This is a genomic window from Citrobacter freundii complex sp. CFNIH4, assembly GCF_002934505.1.
In the GTDB taxonomy this organism is placed as follows: domain Bacteria; phylum Pseudomonadota; class Gammaproteobacteria; order Enterobacterales; family Enterobacteriaceae; genus Citrobacter; species Citrobacter freundii.
The window spans coordinates 468,250-488,339 of record NZ_CP026231.1 but is presented as its reverse complement, the minus strand read 5'-3'; the positions used below and the strand labels follow the sequence as shown (position 1 = coordinate 488,339).

Annotated in this window: 22 protein-coding genes; 7 read left to right on the top strand and 15 right to left on the bottom strand. The window is 55.2% G+C overall.

What is annotated here, in order from left to right; all coding sequences use genetic code 11:
- Positions 1-6 precede the first annotated feature (6 nt).
- Positions 7-1,053, top strand: coding sequence for a ferric ABC transporter ATP-binding protein (gene fbpC, locus C2U41_RS02525; RefSeq protein ID WP_071687712.1), 1,047 nt, complete (start codon positions 7-9; stop codon positions 1,051-1,053).
- Positions 1,054-1,161: 108 nt separating this feature from the next.
- Here fbpC and mmuM read toward each other — a convergent pair whose 3' ends face one another.
- From mmuM to C2U41_RS02480, 9 genes are all read right to left on the bottom strand, one after another.
- Entirely contained in the window at positions 1,162-2,094 is a 933-nt protein-coding gene (mmuM, locus tag C2U41_RS02520) for a homocysteine S-methyltransferase (RefSeq protein WP_103849195.1), read from the bottom strand.
- The gene (gene mmuP / locus C2U41_RS02515) at positions 2,081-3,484 is read right to left on the bottom strand and encodes an S-methylmethionine permease (RefSeq protein ID WP_103849200.1); all 1,404 of its coding nucleotides are present in this window, start codon (positions 3,482-3,484) and stop codon (positions 2,081-2,083) included. Before mmuP ends, mmuM begins: the two co-directional genes overlap by 14 nt.
- Before the next feature lie 274 nt (positions 3,485-3,758).
- A complete protein-coding gene (mhpT, locus tag C2U41_RS02510; RefSeq protein WP_103849199.1) occupies positions 3,759-4,973 on the bottom strand; it encodes a 3-(3-hydroxy-phenyl)propionate transporter MhpT in 1,215 nt (404 codons plus the stop codon).
- Between the two features lie 68 nt (positions 4,974-5,041).
- Positions 5,042-6,055 carry a 4-hydroxy-2-oxovalerate aldolase gene (gene mhpE / locus C2U41_RS02505; protein WP_003021379.1) on the bottom strand — a complete coding sequence of 338 codons (1,014 nt, stop codon included), beginning with the start codon at positions 6,053-6,055 and terminating at the stop codon, positions 5,042-5,044.
- A complete protein-coding gene (gene mhpF, locus C2U41_RS02500; protein ID WP_003838629.1) occupies positions 6,052-7,002 on the bottom strand; it encodes an acetaldehyde dehydrogenase in 951 nt (316 codons plus the stop codon). Before mhpF ends, mhpE begins: the two co-directional genes overlap by 4 nt.
- Positions 6,999-7,808 (bottom strand): 2-keto-4-pentenoate hydratase, encoded by an 810-nt coding sequence (mhpD, locus tag C2U41_RS02495; protein WP_048216774.1) that lies wholly within the window; start codon positions 7,806-7,808, stop codon positions 6,999-7,001. The genes mhpF and mhpD overlap by 4 nt, the downstream gene beginning before the upstream one ends.
- Before the next feature lie 9 nt (positions 7,809-7,817).
- Entirely contained in the window at positions 7,818-8,684 is an 867-nt protein-coding gene (gene mhpC / locus C2U41_RS02490) for a 2-hydroxy-6-oxonona-2,4-dienedioate hydrolase (protein WP_103849194.1), read from the bottom strand.
- Between the two features lie 28 nt (positions 8,685-8,712).
- Positions 8,713-9,657 (bottom strand): 2,3-dihydroxyphenylpropionate/2,3-dihydroxicinnamic acid 1,2-dioxygenase, encoded by a 945-nt coding sequence (gene mhpB / locus C2U41_RS02485; protein ID WP_048216775.1) that lies wholly within the window; start codon positions 9,655-9,657, stop codon positions 8,713-8,715.
- A gap of 1 nt (position 9,658) precedes the next feature.
- Positions 9,659-11,323 carry a bifunctional 3-(3-hydroxy-phenyl)propionate/3-hydroxycinnamic acid hydroxylase gene (locus tag C2U41_RS02480; RefSeq protein WP_048216776.1) on the bottom strand — a complete coding sequence of 555 codons (1,665 nt, stop codon included), beginning with the start codon at positions 11,321-11,323 and terminating at the stop codon, positions 9,659-9,661.
- A gap of 191 nt (positions 11,324-11,514) precedes the next feature.
- On the opposite strand from C2U41_RS02480, the gene C2U41_RS02475 reads away from it, so the two are divergent.
- On the top strand, positions 11,515-12,327 hold the full coding sequence (locus C2U41_RS02475) for a DNA-binding transcriptional regulator (RefSeq protein ID WP_003838640.1): 813 nt from the start codon (positions 11,515-11,517) through the stop codon (positions 12,325-12,327).
- Between the two features lie 116 nt (positions 12,328-12,443).
- Here the strand turns inward: C2U41_RS02475 and C2U41_RS29925 are convergent, their stop codons facing one another.
- The gene (locus tag C2U41_RS29925) at positions 12,444-12,704 is read right to left on the bottom strand and encodes a hypothetical protein (protein WP_308457699.1); all 261 of its coding nucleotides are present in this window, start codon (positions 12,702-12,704) and stop codon (positions 12,444-12,446) included.
- Positions 12,686-13,666 (bottom strand): IS5-like element ISKpn26 family transposase, encoded by a 981-nt coding sequence (locus C2U41_RS02460; protein ID WP_032170067.1) that lies wholly within the window; start codon positions 13,664-13,666, stop codon positions 12,686-12,688. The genes C2U41_RS29925 and C2U41_RS02460 overlap by 19 nt, the downstream gene beginning before the upstream one ends.
- 44 nt (positions 13,667-13,710) lie before the next feature.
- Here C2U41_RS02460 and C2U41_RS02455 point away from each other — a divergent pair, with 44 nt between their 5' ends.
- Both C2U41_RS02455 and C2U41_RS02450 read left to right on the top strand, forming a co-directional pair.
- Entirely contained in the window at positions 13,711-13,968 is a 258-nt protein-coding gene (locus C2U41_RS02455; RefSeq protein WP_374755700.1) for a putative quinol monooxygenase, read from the top strand.
- A gap of 19 nt (positions 13,969-13,987) precedes the next feature.
- On the top strand, positions 13,988-14,509 hold the full coding sequence (locus tag C2U41_RS02450) for a hypothetical protein (RefSeq protein ID WP_003838645.1): 522 nt from the start codon (positions 13,988-13,990) through the stop codon (positions 14,507-14,509).
- An 82-nt stretch (positions 14,510-14,591) separates the two neighbouring features.
- On the opposite strand, the gene C2U41_RS02445 is transcribed toward C2U41_RS02450, so the two are convergent.
- From C2U41_RS02445 to C2U41_RS02435, 3 genes are all read right to left on the bottom strand, one after another.
- The gene (locus tag C2U41_RS02445; RefSeq protein ID WP_003838647.1) at positions 14,592-15,023 is read right to left on the bottom strand and encodes a hypothetical protein; all 432 of its coding nucleotides are present in this window, start codon (positions 15,021-15,023) and stop codon (positions 14,592-14,594) included.
- A 236-nt stretch (positions 15,024-15,259) separates the two neighbouring features.
- Complete coding sequence (locus tag C2U41_RS02440; RefSeq protein ID WP_003021353.1) at positions 15,260-15,736, bottom strand: cold-shock protein; 477 nt, start codon at positions 15,734-15,736, stop codon at positions 15,260-15,262.
- An 86-nt stretch (positions 15,737-15,822) separates the two neighbouring features.
- Entirely contained in the window at positions 15,823-16,068 is a 246-nt protein-coding gene (locus C2U41_RS02435; RefSeq protein WP_003021350.1) for a YmjA family protein, read from the bottom strand.
- Between the two features lie 377 nt (positions 16,069-16,445).
- Here C2U41_RS02435 and C2U41_RS02430 point away from each other — a divergent pair, with 377 nt between their 5' ends.
- Both C2U41_RS02430 and C2U41_RS02425 read left to right on the top strand, forming a co-directional pair.
- Positions 16,446-17,222 carry an MBL fold metallo-hydrolase gene (locus C2U41_RS02430; RefSeq protein WP_048233145.1) on the top strand — a complete coding sequence of 259 codons (777 nt, stop codon included), beginning with the start codon at positions 16,446-16,448 and terminating at the stop codon, positions 17,220-17,222.
- 18 nt (positions 17,223-17,240) lie between these two features.
- Positions 17,241-18,191: a GlxA family transcriptional regulator gene (locus C2U41_RS02425; protein ID WP_016149672.1), complete on the top strand. Its 951-nt coding sequence runs from the start codon at positions 17,241-17,243 to the stop codon at positions 18,189-18,191.
- Here C2U41_RS02425 and C2U41_RS02420 read toward each other — a convergent pair.
- The gene (locus C2U41_RS02420; RefSeq protein WP_088902679.1) at positions 18,188-18,796 is read right to left on the bottom strand and encodes a class I SAM-dependent DNA methyltransferase; all 609 of its coding nucleotides are present in this window, start codon (positions 18,794-18,796) and stop codon (positions 18,188-18,190) included. The two genes, C2U41_RS02425 and C2U41_RS02420, sit on opposite strands and share 4 nt — an antisense overlap.
- A gap of 164 nt (positions 18,797-18,960) precedes the next feature.
- Here C2U41_RS02420 and C2U41_RS02415 point away from each other — a divergent pair, with 164 nt between their 5' ends.
- Entirely contained in the window at positions 18,961-20,043 is a 1,083-nt protein-coding gene (locus tag C2U41_RS02415) for a LacI family DNA-binding transcriptional regulator (protein WP_103849222.1), read from the top strand.
- Positions 20,044-20,090 lie beyond the last annotated feature (47 nt).

Sequence of the window (20,090 nt, the reverse complement as noted above, 5' to 3'; positions counted from 1 at the left end):
CGCACTATGACTCAGAAAAATTTCGTTGAACTGCGCAACGTCACCAAACGATTTGGCAGTAATACGGTAATTGACAATATCAACCTCACCATCCCGCAGGGGCAAATGGTGACGCTGCTCGGCCCGTCCGGTTGCGGTAAAACCACCATTTTGCGCCTGGTCGCCGGGCTGGAAAAACCGAGCGAAGGGCAGATTTTCATTGATGGCGAAGACGTCACCCATCGCTCAATTCAGCAGCGTGATATCTGTATGGTGTTTCAGTCCTATGCCCTGTTCCCGCATATGTCGCTGGGAGAGAATGTTGGTTACGGCCTGAAGATGCTCGGCGTGTCCCGCGCTGAGGTGAAAACCCGTGTCAAAGAGGCACTGGCGATGGTCGATCTGGAAGGATTCGAAGAACGCTATGTTGATCAGATCTCCGGCGGTCAGCAGCAGCGCGTAGCGCTGGCCCGCGCATTGATCCTCAAGCCGAAAGTGCTGCTGTTTGATGAGCCGTTGAGTAACCTCGACGCCAACCTGCGTCGCAGCATGCGCGACAAGATCCGCGAACTGCAAAAGCAGTTTGATATCACCTCGCTGTACGTCACCCACGATCAAAGCGAAGCCTTTGCGGTTTCCGATACCGTGCTGGTGATGAACAAGGGACACATCATGCAGATCGGTTCACCGCAGGATCTTTACCGCCAGCCCGCCTCGCGCTTTATGGCAAGTTTTATGGGTGACGCCAACCTGTTCCCGGCCACCTTCAGTGACCAATACGTTGATATCTACGGCTACCACCTGCCGCGCCCGCTGCACTTTGATACGCAAGGCGAAGGCATGGTCGGCGTGCGCCCGGAAGCGATCACGCTCAGCGATCGCGGCGAAGAGAGTCAGCGCTGCGTGATCCGCCACGTGGCCTATATGGGCCCCCAGTATGAAGTCACGGTGGAATGGCACGGGCAGGAGATCTTATTGCAGGTCAACGCTACGCGTTTACAGCCAGACGTCGGCGAGCAGTATTATCTCGAAATCCATCCGTACGGCATGTTTGTTCTGGCGGATGCAGCATAACGTTTTGTGGCTTTGTAGGCCGGATAAGGCGCTTATGCCACCATCCGGCAATGCCTGATGCGCTGCGCTTATCAGGCCTACAGTGAACGATGTAGGCCCGATAAACTCTCAGCTTCGCGCTTTTAGCGCGGCAATATCTTTCGGCGTGGTGCGACAGCACCCGCCAATCAACCGTGCGCCAGCGGCCTGCCACTGCGGCAGATAATCCGCCAGATGCGCACAATGCTCACCGTGATGATGCCAGGTTTTGCTCACGGCATCATACTGCTCGCCCGAGTTCGGATACACCACCAGCGGCAGCGCCGTTAAACCGTGTAAATGCTGCAACGCAGCGGTGGTGTTTTCCAGCGCAATGCAGTTAATACCTAGCGCCACCACCTGCGGATAACCCGCCAGCAACGCAACCACGTCACGCAGCGGCGTATCGTCGCTCAGGTGCTCGCTGTCGCGCAGGGTAAATGAGAACCACGCCCGCGCACGCGGATATGCAGTCAATAACTCAGCCAGCGCGCTAATTTCGGCAAAATTTGGCAGGGTTTCACAGGCCAGAAGATCGGCCCCGGCATCCAGCAAGGCTTCCACGCGCGGGCGGTGAAACGCCTGAAACTCTTCAGCGCTACGTTGGTAATCACCACGGTATTCAGAACCATCCGCCAGATACGCGCCGTAAGGCCCGACCGATCCTGCTACCAGCAGCGTACCCGCCTGCAGGTTCTCTGCCAGATACGCTTCGCGGGCTTTACGCGCCAGCTCCACGCTTTTGCCAATCAGCGCTTTCGACTGCGCTTCATCCAGATCTCGCGCGGCAAAGCCCGCCGGCGTCGCCTGATAGCTGGCGGTGATCGCGCACTGCGCCCCCGCCCGGAAGTAATCGAGATGGACTTCGCGGATAAGCTCCGGATTTTCGACCAGCACTTTGGCTGACCACAGACTATCGGCTAAGTTACAGCCACGCGCTTCCAGCTCCGTCGCCATCGCACCATCGAGCAGCAGGAAATCCTGTTTATCGAGGATGGCGCTTAACGGATTATTCTGCGACATGTTCGGGCTCCTGTTTGGTTTTACGCGGTTGAGTAAGGAAATAAACACCATAACACACTGCCACAAACGGTAACCCGCACCACAGCGCAATTCTCTGCGCTGGATCGAATGCCAGCCCGACACAAGCCACCAGGCACAGCACAAATCCCAGTACCGGCACCAGCGGATACCACGGCGCGCGATAATGCAATTCACTCAATGCCTTACCCTGCTGCAGATGACGGCGGCGAAAGACGAAGTGTGAAGCGCAAATGCTCAGCCACACCGCCACCACCGCAAACCCGGAGATTGCCGACAGCGCGACAAATACCGTGTCCGGAGCCACCACGCTGGAAAACAGCGCCAGTACACCACCGAACATACTGACCGACAGCGCCGTCAGCGGCACGCCATTTTTCGTTACTCGCGCAAAACAGGCCGGTAGCGTACGTTCATTTGACAGCGACCACAGCATGCGCCCGGAGGCATACAGCCCGGAGTTCGCCGCGGATAGAATAGCCGTCAGGATCACGAAGTTAAAAATATCGGCGGCGTAAGGAATACCCACCTTCTCAAACACCAGCACAAACGGGCTTTTCTCCACGCCCGCCTGCTGCATCGGGATCAGCGCCGCCAGCACAAACACGGTGCCGATAAAGAAAATAATCAGTCGCGCGATAGTGGTACGAATCGCTACCGGAATGACCTTGCGCGGGTTTTCTGTTTCTCCGGCGGCAATACCGATAAGCTCGGTTCCCGAAAAAGCAAAATTCACCGCCACCATCGTCATCAGGATCGGTAAGCCACCGTGTGGGAACCAGCCTTCCGCCGTGATATTACTCAGTCCAGGCGCGGGCGAGCCATCCTGCATCGGGATAAAACCAAAAATCGCCGCCCCGCCGAGGATGATAAAGGCGATGATAGTGACCACTTTTACCAGCGAGAACCAGAACTCCCCTTCGGCAAAAAAGCGCGTGGAGATGACGTTCAGGCCAAAAATAATCGCGCAGAACACCACACACCAGACCCAAACCGGCACCTGTGGAAACCAGTACTGCATACAGAATCCGGCGGCGGTAAAACTCGAACCCAGCGCTACAGTCCAGGTCAGCCAGTAGAGCCAGGCAACGGTATATCCCGTTGCGGGGCCGAGATAACGCGCAGCATAGACGTGAAACGCCCCGGTCTCCGGCATCGCGACCGACAGCTCACCCAGACACTGCATAACCAACCAGACCACCAGCGCGCCAATCAGATAAGCCAGCAGCGTTCCCGCCGCCTCGGTAGTGGAGATGATGTACCCGGTATTGAAGAATAACCCTGTGCCAATCACGCCGCCTAAGGAGAGCATTATCAGGTGACGCGTTTTCATTGTGCGCTTCAGTGGCGCATTTTGTTGTGTTGTTTGCATATAACCTTCTAAACGTATGGACATCTAAACATCCAAAGAAGGTTTGTTATACCGCGTTTGTTAACAGAATGCAAAGTCAACCCTGCACCAGGCGCAGATGCCCGCGCCGGGCGCTTAATATCGGATGGGGATTAATAATCAAATACAAAAAGGGCCGCCAGCTCATAACGCCTCCGTTGCCAGGCTTTATGTAAACTCTGGCAACGTCCTCACCGACTGGCGTTCACCCGGAAGTGGGAACCGTATCTCCCAGCTCATACTACCGAATGAGCGCTTAAGCACCGCTGGCAGGGATCGGCATCTGCGATTTGCGGCTCATCAGAATAAATACCGCCAGCCCTGCCAGCAATATCCCCGGCGCAGAAGCCGCCATCACCCCTACCGTTCCGGTGCCGAGCGCTAACATTTTTCCTGCCAGCAACGGACCACTCATCGCGCCCAGACGACCGACGGCGACGGCGGTTCCCACGCCGGTGGCGCGGATCTGCGTGCTGTAAAACAACGGTGCCAGCGCATACAACACGCTTTGCCCACCGGTGGCAAACATCCCCGCCACAAATCCCGCCATCAGCATGCCGCTCAATGACGATACCGTGCCCAGCGCCAGCAGTGATGCCAGCATCCCGGTGTAGATCAAAAGTGACATCACCACCGGACGCAGTTTGTCCATCAACGCCCCGAGAATTAACGTCCCGCTGGCCGCGCCGATTTGCAGAGCAAACATCACTCCTGCTGCCTGCGAGGGCTGAAAGCCCTGCTCGACCAGCAGCATCGGCAGCCAGTTGATCAGCATATACACCACCAGCAGGGTGAAGAAATAGCACAGCCACAGCAGCAGCGTGGCTGTCGCGGTGGTTGGCGCAAACAGAGCGCGCAGCGGCGCGGCAGCCACCTGCGTTTGTTGGGTATAAACCTGTGATTCCGGCAGCCAGCGCATTAACAGCGGTACCAGCAGCAGCGGGATCACCCCGCCAACCCAGAACACGGTTTGCCAGGCAGAGGCCAGACCGCTAAACCCGAGCGCGGCCGCCAGCGCCGCGCCAATCGGCACACCGCAGTACATCAGGCTCACCGCCGTACCACGAAAACGCGGGCCCGCCGCCTCAGAAGTCAGCGCGATCAGGTTCGGCAACGCCGCACCCAGCCCAACACCGGTCATCAGGCGAGCAAACACCAGCGATGAGAAATCCCAGGATATCGCCGTCGCCAGTGAGAACAGGCCGAACAGCGCCACGGAGGCAATAAGAATGCGTTTGCGACCATAGCGATCGGCCAGCATGCCACCCACCAGCGCGCCGGGCAGCAGCCCAAGAATGCCCGCGCTGAAGATCCAGCCCATCTGCATTTTATCCAATGCAAACGCATGGGCGATACCGACGGCAGCGATCCCGGCGGCCTGTAAATCCAGCCCTTCCATCAGGGCGACTAAAAAACCCAGCCCGACGGTCAACGTCAGGCGGGATGAGGATGCGGGGGTACGGGTAGTCATAAGATGTACCTCTGAGGTCACGATGCAGGTGAATCGCGGCTGATACGTTGCCAGCCGCGTAATCATTTTTATTTTCTGTTACGCAGATCCAGCGCCACGTCGACGATCATATCTTCCTGGCCGCCCACCATCCGGCGTTTGCCCAGTTCCACCAGAATATCTACCGCGCTCAGGCCATAACGCGCCGCCGCCACTTCGCAGTGGCGCAGGAAGCTGGAGTACACGCCGGCATAGCCCAGCGCCAGCGTTTCGCGGTCCACCCGCACCGGGCGGTCCTGCAGCGGACGCACCAGATCGTCGGCGGCGTCCATCAGCGCATACAGATCGGTGCCGTGCTGCCAGCCAAGCTTATCCGCCGCGGCGATAAACACCTCCAGCGGCGCGTTGCCTGCGCCTGCGCCCATACCGGCCAGGCTGGCATCGATACGATCACAACCCTCTTCTACCGCAGCAATCGAGTTCGCCACGCCAAGGCTCAGGTTGTGGTGGGCGTGCATCCCGGTTTCTGTTTCCGGCTTCAGCACCGCTTTCAGGGCGCGGAAGCGGTCACGGATATCAGACATGTTCATCGCCCCGCCTGAATCGACCACATAGATACAGGTCGCACCGTAGTTTTCCATCAGTTTCGCCTGCTGTGCGAGGTTTTCCGGCGTGGTCATATGACTCATCATCAGAAAGCCGACGGTGTCCATGCCCAGTTCACGCGCATACTGAATATGCTGGGCCGACACGTCCGCTTCGGTGCAGTGGGTCGCCACGCGTACGACGCGCGCCCCAGCCTGATACGCATTTTTCAGGTCATGAATCGTGCCGATGCCCGGCAACAGCAGCGTGGCGATCTTGGCGTGCTTGACCACGTCCGCCGCCGCTTCAATCCACTCCAGGTCGCTGTGCGCGCCAAAGCCATAGTTAAAACTGGAACCCTGCAGACCGTCGCCGTGCGCCACTTCAATGGAATCCACCCTCGCGTCGTCCAGCGCTTTGGCAATCTGGCGCACGTTTTCCAGCGAATATTGATGACGAATGGCGTGCATGCCGTCGCGCAGGGTCACGTCAGAGATATAGAGTTTTTTACCGTTCATGCTGCTTCTCCTGCCTGACGAGTGAGTGACTGCGCCATTTTCTCAGCGGTCGCCAGCGCGCTGGAGGTCATAATGTCGAGGTTGCCCGCATAGGCAGGTAAATAGTGCGCCGCGCCTTCCACTTCCAGATACACCGCGGTTTTCAGCCCGGAGAACTGACCGATGCCCGGCAGATTGACCGGTTTATCCTGCGGGATGACTTCAAACTGGACACGCTGTTTCAGACGATAGCCCGGCACGTAAGCCTGCACCGCCGCCGCCATCTCATTAATCGATGCTTCAACTTCAACCTCAGAGGCCGCTTCGCTCAGCACATACACCGTGTCGCGCATCATCAGCGGCGGCTCGGCCGGGTTAAGGACGATAATCGCTTTACCTTTTGCCGCGCCGCCAACCACTTCAATCGCCTTCGAGGTGGTTTCGGTAAACTCATCGATATTAGCGCGCGTGCCAGGACCCGCAGATTTACTGGCGATCGAGGCGATAATTTCGGCGTAATGGACTTTTGCCACGCGAGAAACTGCCGCCACCATCGGGATAGTCGCCTGCCCGCCGCAGGTCACCATATTAACGTTCTGCTGATCAACGTTGGCCTCCAGATTCACCACAGGCACGCAGTACGGGCCGATTGCCGCGGGCGTCAGGTCGATCAGGCGGATCGCTGGTTTAACGGCGCGCAGCGCGGCGTCGTTCTTCACATGCGCGCCTGCGCTGGTGGCATCAAAAACAATGTCGATGTCGGCGAATTCCGGCATGGCGATAAGCCCTGTCACCCCTTCATGGGTGGTGGCAACGCCCATGCGTCGGGCACGCGCCAGACCATCAGAATCTGGATCGATACCGACCATCACCGCCATTTCCAGATGCTTCCCGTGACGCAGAATTTTTATCATCAAATCGGTACCGATGTTGCCGGAGCCGATAATGGCGACTTTACGCTTACTCATGACTGACTTCCTTTTGTAATCGCCGCAGAAAAGGTGGCGGCAACTGAACCAATACCGTCGATATGGGCCTCGAAACGATCGCCCGCATTCACCGCCACCATCGGGCCTAACGCGCCGGTGAGAATGATATCTCCGGCACGTAGCGGCTCGCCGAGGCTGGCCATTTTGCGCGCCAGCCAGACGGCGGCGTTGATCGGATGTCCCAGGCATTCGCTGCCGCGTCCGCTGGAAACCTCTTCGTTGTTGCGCGTCATTTTCATCGCGCAGTTTTTCAGATCTAATCCTGCCGGACGCTGTGCCGGGCCGCCGACCACATACACACCGCAGGAGGCGTTATCCGCCACGGTATCAACAAACTTGATTGACCAGTCACGGATACGGCTGCCGACCACTTCCAGCGCGGGCAGCACCCACTCGATGGCGTTATACAGCTCGTCAAAAGTAGTGTCGGCATTGGGCAGATCGCGGTTCAGCACCAGCGCGATTTCCGCTTCAATACGCGGTTGCAGCACGCGCTCAAACGCAATGGTGTCGTTATCGCCGTAGCACATGTCGGCAAACAGCGTACCGAAGTCCGGCTGATCGACGCCAAGCTGCTGCTGCACTTTCGGGTGTGTCAGCCCTACTTTGCGCCCGACCACGCGACGCCCGCGCGCCACTTCATACTGCACGTTGATGCGTTGAATGGCGTAGGCCGCTTCGCCGTTGTCCACACCAATCAATTCACGCAGTGGGGCGATAGCTTCCCCTTTTTCTTCAGCCTGACGTAAATCGGCGGCCAGCTGCTCAAGATTATGATTCGTCATGTCCGTTCCTTAAGGGCGTGCGAGGAAGTTCAGCACCAACTGGTTAAAGGCATCCGCATGCTCCCACTGCGCCCAGTGCCCGCAGTCGCGGTAGATATGCAGCTCAGAACCGGCAATTCCGGAGAGCAGGCGCAGACCGGCATCCATCGGCACAAAGCGGTCATTGCGTCCCCAGACAATCAGGGTCTGGGCTTTGATTTCACCCAGACGCGGGCTGAAATCCGGGAACTGTTTCGGGTTGGCCTCCAGACTCTGGACAAAGTTTTCCAGGTGATCGCGACGCGACAGCATGTTATTCAGGCGTGCCTCAAACAACGCCTCGGTCAGGTCGCTGGTGTCGAAGACAAAGATCTCCATCATCAGCTTCAGGTTCTCGATGGTCGGCTCGCGGTATAGCTGATTCAGGCGCTTGATACCTTCGGTCGGCATCGGGGTAAACAGACTCATGCCGCCCGTTCCGCCGCCCATTAGCACCAGTTTGCCCACGCGCTCCGGCCAGCTCAGGGTAAACGCCACAGCACTGTGACCGCCCATCGAGTTACCCAGCAGGTGGACTGTTTGAATATCCAATTGATCGACCACGCTTTTCAGGATGCGAGCGTTGAGATAAGATCGCGAACCGCGGTTAACGATCCCATCGCTTTTGCCCCAGCCAGGACAATCCAGCAGGATCACCCGGTATCCGGCCTGTACCAGCGGATCAATATTGCGGCTGAAGTTTGCCCAGCCCGTCGCGCCAGGACCGGAGCCGTGCAGCAGCACGACGGTCTCTTCGCCCTGTCCACAGTCATTGAAATGCACGCGTAGTGTTTCGCCTGCTTCCTGCACCTCCAGAAAACGACTGGTAGCGGCTTCGGTTTGCGGTTGGTAAGTCATGATGTTCTCCTGCATATTCAGTTCTGTTTCAGTTCTGTGTGGTAGCGCTCAGGGAGCCGAATCCGGCGATCCACTCCGGGATCGGGCGGTAATAACGGCCTTCACTACGCCAGCTACCAAAGGCAGAAATGGCGGCAAAGGCGGCAACCCAGGTTTTAACTTCGTGCGTTGATTTGCCCGCCATCACGGACAGCTCTTCGTTACTGACCGCGTCCAACTCCTGCAAACGCCCCTGCTCAAGCAGGCTCATAAAGCGGTTATCCCAGACAGGGTTCAGCGGATGCAGCGTGTTTTGATCGGCCACGAACTTCTCGGCGGCGCTGATCACCCGCTGCTGGCGCAGCTCGCGTTCGTTTTCAGGTAACTGTTTGCCGCTGCCGAGCAGGCGGTCACGCATATGGGCATCAGCCTTCGCCAGCTCCGGGACCGGCGGTTGATGCGATAGACCACCGGAGCCTAAAAACAGCACGCGCTTATTCAGCGAGCTGGCGAAACGGCCAATCGCTTCACCGAGCATGCGGGTACGCTGAAAGCCCGGCAGCGGCGTGGCGACGCCGTTAATAAACACCGGCAACACCGGCACCTTATCCAGACCGCCGAGCAAAAACTCCAGCGGCTGCGCGAAGCCGTGATCGACCTGCATGTTGTAGGACACGGCAAGATCGATGCCGCTTTTCATCACCGCGTGGGCGCAGGCTTCAGCGAGATCTGTCGGCACCGGCAGTTCCCCCGCCGCGCTGCCGAAATCGCCGATCGCCGTGGCTCCCACGCCTAAACAGAACGGCGGCATCACATCGTAAAAAAAACCGTTGTAGTGATCGGGGGCAAACAGCACTACAAGTTCCGGGTCGAACGCCGCAATACGCGCCCGGGCGCTGGCGATCACGCCGTTAACCTCGTCAAGCACAGCCTGAGCCGGGTCGACATAGCCCACCAGCGGCGAGTGGGAAAGACAGTGAAGATAAGCGTGCATATCAGGCAACCTTTTCAACAGGAATATCGGCAGTAGCGCGGGTAAGTGTCATCACCGACGCCAGTTTATTCAGGGTGCTGCCCAGGGTTTGCGGAATGGCGATGGCGGCCACGAAGCGGTCCGGGCGCATTACCACCAGCGCGGCGTTGTGCTGGGCAAACCACGCGCGCAGGCGGTTTTGCGTATCACCAATGCGGGTAACGCCGTCGTGGTTATCCTGATCGGTATGTATCTGCGTATCCGGCACGACCTGGATAAAACGCGTCCCCAGCGCCTGCCACTGTTGGATCTGCGACTCGCTCATGCCCCATAGCGGGTTACAGCCCCAGCCAATCACCGCGAAATTCGGTCCAATAACGTTGTCGAGCAGCGTCACTTCGCCCGATTCCAGCGTCACCTTCGGCTGGATAAACATCTTGCCGACCGGAGACGTTCTCGCGTCACCCTCACGCACCAGTGCTCCAACATGGTATTGCGGCATCGGCTTAAAGCGCATTTCGAGGAAGTAGCGTTTGACCGGCGGAAAATAATTCAGCAGCCAGGAAACCCCGTCGCGCACCGCGCCGTGCCAGCGTTTTGGCGGCGCCAGCACGTTGCCAGCGGTCACGGAGAGATCGATCATCGCTTTGGCGTGGTCGCGGCGTTCCTGCTGGTAGGTATCCAGCAGCTCATCACCGGCTTTGCCCTTAATGACCAGCGCCAGTTTCCACGCCAGATTGAAAGCATCGCGCATGCCGCTGTTGTAACCCTGCCCCTGCCAGACCGGCATAATGTGCGCCGCATCGCCCGCCAGCAGCACGCGGTCAATGCGAAAACGTTCGGCCAGACGGGCGTTATGGGTATACACGCGCTGGCGGATCAGCTCGACGTTGTCCGGGTTCGGCAGCACTTTGCTCAAGAGCTGACGCATATTCTGCGGTTCACTGAGCTGCGCTTCGGTTTCCCCCGGCATCACCATAAATTCGAAACGGCGCACTGCATGCGGCAGCGCAGCGGAGACATACGGGCGCACCGGATCGCAGCACAGATACACATGCGGTGTGCTGAGCGGATCGTTGGCAATATCCACCACAATCCACTGATTCGGCGCGGTTTTGCCTTCAAACGGCACATTCAGCGAGCGTCTGACGTTGCTGCCGCCGCCGTCGCATGCCACCAGCCACTGGGCCTTCACCGTTTCGCGCTGGCCGTCCGGAGCTTTCAGATTCAGCGTTACTTCACCGTTCTGTTGGCTAAAGGCTTCCAGTTCGCGGGAGAACAGGCAGCGCACGTTGGGAAAACGCGACAGCCCTTCCAACATCACCGCATCCACCTGTGGTTGAATAAACGCATTGCGGCGCGACCAGCCAAATTCGTCGGTCATCGGCTGGATATCAGCAAAGCAGCGGCCTTTCGGCGTGAGAAAGCGCATCGCGTGCCACGGCGTGGTGTGCGGCAAAACGCGCTCGACCAGCCCCACAGACTGCATGGTGCGCAACGCTTCATCGTCAATGCCGATGGCTCGGGGATAGTCGATCAGCGTGTCGAGCTTCTCCACCACCAGCACGTCAATGCCCATCTGGCCAAGATAGTTGGCCATCATTAGCCCCACCGGGCCGGCACCAGCAATCGCGACCTGAACGGTGTGCTGCACAGCGGGTTGGATATCCGGGTTTTTTGTTGTCATTTCAGAACCTCACGACTCGGACAAAACGCAATTGCGGACCCTGGTGAGGCGCAATTTGTTTTGTTAAAAATATGTGAATAATTTTTTGTTGTGCGGTCAGTATAGGAGTGAGTTTTTGCGCTACAATCAAAACATGCCTGGATGTGCACTAAGTGCACAACGTTGTTTTACCTGTAGATTTGTCAATGAATATGAAAAATGACGAGAGCACTGAGTACAAAACCGTACGCGGATTAACGCGCGGATTAATGTTATTAAATATGTTAAACCGGCTCGATGGTGGGGCCAGTGTTGGCTTACTTGCTGAGTTAAGCGGCCTGCATCGCACCACGGTCAGACGGCTGCTGGAAACCCTGCAGGATGAGGGTTATGTTCGGCGCAGCCTGTCCGATGACAGCTTTCGCTTAACCATTAAAGTCCGCCAGCTCAGCGAGGGATTTCGTGACGAGCAGTGGATTTCCGCACTCGCCGCCCCGCTGCTGGGGGATTTGCTGCGCGAGGTCATCTGGCCGACCGACGTTTCCACGCTGGATGTGGACGCGATGGTGGTACGTGAAACAACCCACCGCTTCAGCCGCCTGTCGTTTCACCGGGCGATGGTCGGGCGTCGTTTGCCATTGCTGAAAACCGCATCCGGCCTGACCTGGCTGGCATTCTGTCCTGAGAATGAACGTCAGGAACTGATTGAAATGCTGGCCTCCCGACCAGGAGAAGAGTTCCAGCTTGCGCGCGAACCGCTGAAGCTCAATGCCATTTTAACCCGGGCGCGAAAAGACGGTTTTGGCCAGAACTTTCGCGGCTGGGATCAGGAGGAGAAAATCGCTTCTATCGCTGTCCCCATCCGTAGCGAACAGCGGGTGATCGGCTGCCTGAATCTGGTGTATATGGCCAGCGCCATGACCATCGAACAGGCCGCGGAAAAGCATCTTCCGGCCTTACAAAAGGTGGCGAAACAGATAGAGGACGGCGTCGAGTCGCAGGAGATTTTGGTGGCCGGGAGGTGAGATGGATCACAGTTATGCGGATCATCTGATTGATAGCTGGGATGACTCACTCACCTGCCGATATAACATTGTGGTGTCTTGCCCAAATGATATCTACATTACATAGTGTGCATTGTTTATTTGCCAGGAGGCTGCGTGTTAAAGGTCATTGCCGAAGATTTCATCAAACCTGAGTTTATTGAAACCGTTCTCCCGTTGTATCGTGAGCTAAGGAAGGTGCGAATAAGCAGGTCATTTCTTCCCAAGCTGACTCGCTGATTAAAATTTCGCGGATCTGGGCCGATTTTTTTCCCGCAAACACATCGAATCAGCCTATTTAGGCTATTTTTTCCACCATTTCTGGCGTTATTTCCGGTTTTTACTGAGATCTCTCCCACTGACGTATCATTTGGTCCACCCGAAACAGGTTGGCCAGGGTGAATAACATCGCCAGTTGGTTATCGTTTTTCAGCAGCCCCTTGTATCTGGCTTTCACGAAGCCGAACTGCCGCTTGATGATGCGAAACGGGTGCTCCACCTTGGCACGGATGCTGGCTTTCATGTATTCGATGTTGATGGCCGTTTTGTTCTTGCGCGGATGCTGCTTCAAGGTTTTTACCTTGCCGGGACGCTCGGCGATCAGCCAGTCAACATCCACCTCGGCCAGCTCCTCGCGCTGTGGCGCTCCTTGGTAGCCGGCATCGGCTGAGACAAATTGCTCCTCTCCATGAAGCAGATTACACAGCTGATTGAGGTCATGCTCGTTGGCCGCGGTGGTAACTAGGCTGTGGGTCAGGCCACTCTTGGCATCGACACCAATGTGGGCCTTCATGCCAAAGTGCCACTGATTGCCTTTCTTGGTCTGATGCATCTCCGGATCGCGTTGCTGCTCTTTGTTCTTGGTAGAGCTGGGTGCCTCAATGATGGTGGCATCCACCAAAGTGCCTTGGGTCATCATGACGCCTGCTTCGGCCAGCCAGCGATTGATGGTCTTGAACAATTGACGGGCCAGTTGATGCTGCTCGAGCAGGTGGCGGAAATTCATGATGGTGGTGCGATCCGGCAGGGCGCTATCCAGGGATAATCGGGCAAACAGGCGCATGGAGGCGATTTCGTACAGGGCATCTTCCATGGCACCGTCGCTCAGGTTGTACCAATGCTGCATGCAGTAAATACGCAGCATGGTCTCCAGCGGATAGGGCCGTCGGCCATTGCCCGCCTTGGGATAAAACGGCTCGATGACAGCGGTCATATTCTGCCATGGCAGAATCTGCTCCATGCGGGAGAGGAAAATCTCTTTTCGGGTCTGACGGCGCTTAGTGCTGAATTCACTATCGGCGAAGGTGAGTTGATGGCTCATGATGTCCCTCTGGGATGCGCTCCGGATGAATATGATGATCTCATATCAGGAACTTGTTCGCACCTTCCCTAATATCGGCAACGAAGAAAGAACCGCATTGTATTGCTTACGACCTCTATATTGATGAAAAAGATCCGGGTCATTTTATTTTTATCGAAGAATGGCCAAACCACGCGGCTCTCGATGAACATTGTGCCAGTGAGCATTTCCGACGACTTGTACCGTTAATTGATCAATACACACGACAGGAAGCACGTTACATATTGATGGATGGCGTGGTAAATCCAACGGTCACATCATAATTAAGAAATAGGATAGGTAATGAAGAAAGTACTTGGTTTACTATTAATTATGTTTTTAACAGGATGCTCCACACCAGGCAAACCAGCCTTTTACTACCCCTGGACACAGTACAAAACGGGCATCGATATTCAGCTGCCAAAAGATCCTAAATATAATGATGCTTTCCATGGGACTTTACGCCTCGACGACGATGGCGATTATGCAATGATCGTTATTTATAACGGCGGTAATGTGGTTACCCAATTCGGCTATGTCACGAAAAGCAATCTTGAAAACTGGATCACACTTTATTCTGGCTTCTTAAAATGGGATCCAAATGATTCAGGTGTAACAACAACGTTCACCATTCCTGATACAGGCTCAACGTTTAACAAAGAATACGATGTTGAGTATCGTGTTGTTCAGAGCAAAAAGCTCTTTGTCATTAATAAACATAGCTCCGGTACCTGGTTTATCGACTTCTCAGAGATATCGATGGACGAGGCAAATGTGCAGAAAGCACTGGATGTCTATGAAGGATTACGAGGCAAGCTTAAGTAGCCAGATGCTGAACCTGGTCTCTTGTAAAGAGGCCAGGGCCATATCAATAAAGAGTGGCGTCAATAGTCTCTCCTTCTGCTTTTCATAATCGCAACATCAATTTTAATTTTTTAATATTTTCATCATCCGGAACCTGGTGTATGTCAACACAGTAGCTCTCTTCATACTCTTCAATTATTCTTTGGGCCTCTCCTCTACGGTTTCGGCCATTCATCCATAACTCATCTCTGGCATCCTGACCTATTCTCATCATGTCATAAGAGCTAATATGCGGTGGTGAGCGGCCAAATATAGCCGTGACACCGTTTTTTTCGTAATTTTCTTGTGCCAGGGAATTACCTATCTCATTAACTGCCAAACCACACTTTAGTAATTTTTTAACTTTCGTTTCCTGACTATCACAACCCTGCAAAACAAACAAACCCGCTATAATGATCACTATTTTATATATTTTCATCTTTCGCCCGAAAAATTCATATAAACTCATTACGAAGTGATCAATTCCGACAGACATTTATGTTCTCATAATGAGGTAAGCATCAGACCTCGGTTTAGTCACTTTCGGGATAACTGTATCATCTGGAATGCTTACAAAACAATTCAATATAATCAAAAGCATTCTTATGCTGCTGCAAGTGTGATTAGGGTTGTCAAAGAAAGCTATTCTTATTTCAACCCATTCACACAATACTAAACCGAAACCCGTTCTGAAAAGAGCAGCGTTTCGGCATTCATTGACTCTGAAGGGCTTCAGACCTTAAGCAGTTTCACCGTCTCGTCAATGTCGATTTCATCTTCAGAGAAAATCAGCGTCGTGCCCTGGAAGGTGGTGATAGCCAGCTTTTTCAGCGTGCGCATTTCACCAGGCTTCACGTCTGATTTTGGTCGGATGCTGTTCATCAGCACGCCGACAGACAGCACTGCATTTTCTTTGTCGATACGGGTCTCTACAGGGACTTCTTCACTGTAGACCAGGAATGACTTGATCGAGGTGAGCTTCAGACGCTCGCCTGCGATATAGATGTACTTGCTGTCTGGTATGACTTTTACCGCGTAGGCAGACAAGCCTTTGTTATTGGTGGTGGGCTCAAAAGTCACCGCCGCGTCTTTCTTGATCAGCTCAGGATTAGCAACCTTAATCACATGAAAATAGCGATTGTCGCCGTTTTCATCTTTGATAAATCCAAAGCCTTTATCTTTAAACCACGTTGTGATTGTTCCGTTCATTGCTGTTTCCGCCTGATTAAACCTATTACTCGTAGAGTATACCTACTCAATTTGCGCGCAGTGTAAAACACAGGCCATACCTTTGGCTACTCGTTACCCCAACGATTGAGGAACTCCGCGATATCATCGATACGCTGAGCGTCGACACCGGCCACGGTTGCCATCTCCTGCTGCGCTTCTTCGCTGATCTCTTCGTTGTTCATCAAACGGGTAATCAACTGCTGGAAGTAGTGCGCCAGCGCGTCACGTTCTGTGTCGCTCACCGGCTTTGCGGCCTCGGTCGCGTACTCGTCGGCGATATCATAATATTTAAGCGGAATGTCGTTGTTCATCAGTTGCTCCGGGGGGATATGCGTGTGCCAGCAGTTGCCTGCCGCGTCTGATGTGAATGATAGCATTCTTATTTCATGGTTCGCGATCTGTTTTATTGGTCACTATGCATTACATATATCAATAATGTTTTCTGGCACCACTTCGTATTTAATAAATTTTTCCGTATTTAAGTAACAGCACTCTTATTCATTTCGAGATAATGGCTGCGAATTAAATAACGAGCTACAAAGGAAATATTAAATTACTTTAATTACATAATTGATATATGTAATCTGCTATTGGCCCAATCCCATCGCTAGTCGCCCATTTGCCCACATTCATCTTCTGGACAACACTCTACGATGACGCCACTGATCCAACACGTGGAGCAAACATCATGAACATCACGCAAATCCGTAACGCCACGCAGCAAATCACCTTTGGCGGTAAAACTTTTCTGATTGATCCGATGCTAGCGGATAAAGGTACTTATCCGGGCTTTGCCGGAACGGCTCGCGCCGAGATCCGCAACCCGACCGTTGATCTGCCTGTCGATATCGACAGGCTGCTCAACGTTGATGCGCTGATCGTGACCCATCTGCATGAAGACCACTGGGATGAAGCAGCGGCTCGTGTCGTGCCGAAAGACAAACCGATTTATGTGCAAAACGATCGCGATGCGCAGGTACTGCGGGAACAAGGTTTCACGCAACTGACCGTACTGACGCAAAACACCGCGCTTGGTGATATCACCCTGCGTAAAACCGGCGGCCAGCACGGTTCGGATCGCGCTTACGCCATCCCGCAAATGGCTGAGCGTCTGGGTGATGCCTGCGGGGTTATCTTCCAGCATCCGGCGGAAAAAACGCTGTATCTGGTCGGGGACACCATTTGGCGCGACGAGGTGGAAACCAACATGCGGACTTTTCAACCAGGCGTGGTCATTCTGAACGCAGGCTTTGCCCACGTTATCGGGTTTGGCCCAATTATCATGGGCGCGGAAGATGTGCTAAAAACCCACTTCGTACTACCTGAGGCACAAATTGTGGCGACCCACATGGAGGCGATTAACCACTGTCTGCTGACCCGCGCGGCCTTGAAAGAGTACGCCCGCGACAACCAGATTGCGCAATTCATTAACGTGCCGGAAGATGGCGAAACCCTGACGTTTTAAACTCCACAGAGGAATCGTATGCAACCGCTTAACGTCGCCATTGTCGCCGTGGAAGATTTCAGCCCGTTTCACTTCTCAGTGCCGTGCATTATTTTCAGTGACAAAGTGGCGGCGAAAAAGCGCTTTGAGGTACAACTGTGCGCCGAACAGCCGGGCATAGTTTCCTCGCAGGATGGCTTCGCCATTACCGCAGCCTACGGCTATGAAGCAGTGGAGGCCGCCGACATTGTAGTGATCCCCTGGTGGGGCACCACGACACATCGACCACCACAAAGCCTGCTTGATGCGCTCAACCGCGCACGACAAAACGGCGCGCAAATTGTTGGGTTATGTCTGGGCGCGTTTGTTCTCGGCTATGCCGGTCTGCTGGATGGCAAACGGGCAGCTACGCACTGGGAGTTCGAGCAGGATTTTCAGGCGCGCTTTCCGGCGGCCCGTCTGGATATCAACGCGCTATACGTGGATGACGACGGTATTATTACCTCGGCAGGGACCGCCGCCGCGCTGGATTGCTGCCTGTACGTCATCCGCCAGCGTTTTGGCAGCACGGTGGCGAATCAGATTGCCCGACGGATGATTGTGCCGCCACATCGCGAGGGCGGCCAGGCACAGTTTATCGAACAACCGGTAGCGAAAAATACCCAGGATCAGCGCATCAACGCCCTGCTCGACTATTTGCGCCAGCATCTCCACGAACCGCATAATCTCGACGAGCTGGCGCAGCGAGTGATGATGAGCCGTCGTACCCTCACTCGTCATTTTATGAAGGCCACCGGGTCAAGCGTAGCCGAATGGTTGATTGCCGAGCGCCTGCGCCGTAGCCAGACGTTGCTGGAGTCCAGCCAGTTACCCGTTGAACGCATTGCAGAACAGGTTGGTTTTCAGTCGCCTGTCACCTGGCGTCAGCATTTTAAATCCCACTTTGGTGTTAGCCCGGCTGAATGGCGTAAAACCTTTCGCGGCGATTAGCCTCTTTTTTGCGCCAGCCAGACAGTGTGCCCGGCGCAGTGCGGATCTTCCATCACCATCTCGACCACCGCAAAGCCATGCGCTGACAGCAATGCGCGGTATTCGTCCGGCGCGAGGCTGGCGTGAAACAGCGGCTCACCCTCAAATTGCCCCATCGCGATGCCATTGTCCGTACCGCTGGTAAACATCAGCGCGCTGCCGGGATGGCTGAGGCGGTCAAAAATCGGGAACATCTTTTGCTGGTCCTGCTGAGTTAAATGGAAAAAACTGTCCCAGGCGATCAGACCATCGAAAGTCTCATTGAGTGCCAGTTCGCGCATATCCTGCTCCAGCCAGCGCTGTGCGGGAAAAGTGTTTCGGGCCCGCGCCAGCATCGCCGGAGAACCATCAACGCCGGTAAGCTGAAAACCTTGCTGGATAAAATAACCGGCAATCGGCTGACCGTTGCCGCAGCCAATATCCACAATGCTGCCCTGCCCGCCCATCACGGAAATGAATTTATCGAGCCAGCTTTTCTCGAACAAGGTGCGCGAGCGCTGGCTGGCAAAGGCATCCGCATGACGTCGGTAGATGGACAGAATATTATTTGCCGCAGAGTCGCTCACAATGTCCTCACTTTTTTCTTCTGTTAAGAAGAACGACGATAAATGCTCCAGCACACGATCCGCAACCCTGGAATGCGCCTCGCAGAACCTATGCGTAAATCCCCCAAAACCGTCCCGCTGTGGCATCATAGCGCGCAGATAACGTCATGACAGGGGTGATAAACGTGAAACCGGTAACGCTATACGATGTGGCAGACCATGCAGGTGTCTCTTACCAGACCGTCTCGCGCGTCGTTAATCAGGCCAGCCACGTTTCCGCAAAAACCCGACAAAAAGTTGAGGCCGCGATGGCGGAACTCAATTACATCCCTAGCCGCGTCGCACAGCAGCTGGCTGGCAAACAGACGCCGCTGATTGGCGTTGTGACGGCGAACCTTGCCCTGCATGCCCCCTCACAAATCGTTGCCGCCATAAAATCCCGTGCCGACCAGTCCGGTGCCAGCGTGGTGATCGCCATGGTCGAGCGCAGCGGCGTTGAGGCATGTAAAGCCGCGGTCCACAACCTGCTTTCTCAGCGCGTAACCGGGCTTATCATCAACTATCCGCTGGATGAAGAAGACGCCATTGCCGTGGCCGCCGCCTGCGGTACGGTGCCGGTGCTGTTTCTCGATGTCTCTGACCTGACGCCAATTAACAGCGTGATTTTCTCGCATGACGACGGCGCGCGCCTCGGCGTTGAACATCTGGTGCAGTACGGACATCAGCGTATCGCCCTGCTGAGCGGGCCGCACACTTCCGTTTCGGCAAGGCTTCGCCGTTCGGGCTGGCACAAGTATCTGGCACATTACCAGCTACAACCCGTTGTGGAGCTGGAAGGCGACTGGAGCGCGATGTCTGGTTTTCAACAAACGATGCATATGCTGAATAACGGTAACCTCCCTACCGCCATGCTGGTCGCTAACGATCAAATGGCGCTGGGCGCGATGCGCGCAATCAGCGAGTTCGGTCTGCGGGTGGCGGTAGATATCTCGGTGATTGGCTACGATGATACCGAAGACAGCGCCTGCTACATTCCACCGCTGACCACCATCAGGCAAGATTTTCCGTTATTGGGTGAAACCAGCGTCGACAGGCTGCTGCAACTTCCCCGTGGCGAATCAACCGTGGGCAACCAACTGCTGCCCGTCACCCTGGTTAAGCGCAAAACGGTTCTGCCACCCAATACGCAAACTATCTCTCCCCAGGCGCTGGCCGATTCATTGATCCAGCTCGCGCGGCAAGTTTCTCAGCTCGCACCCAAATTGTGAACGCACAACAATTGTGTGAGTCAGTTCACTCATTGAACGCCCCAGCC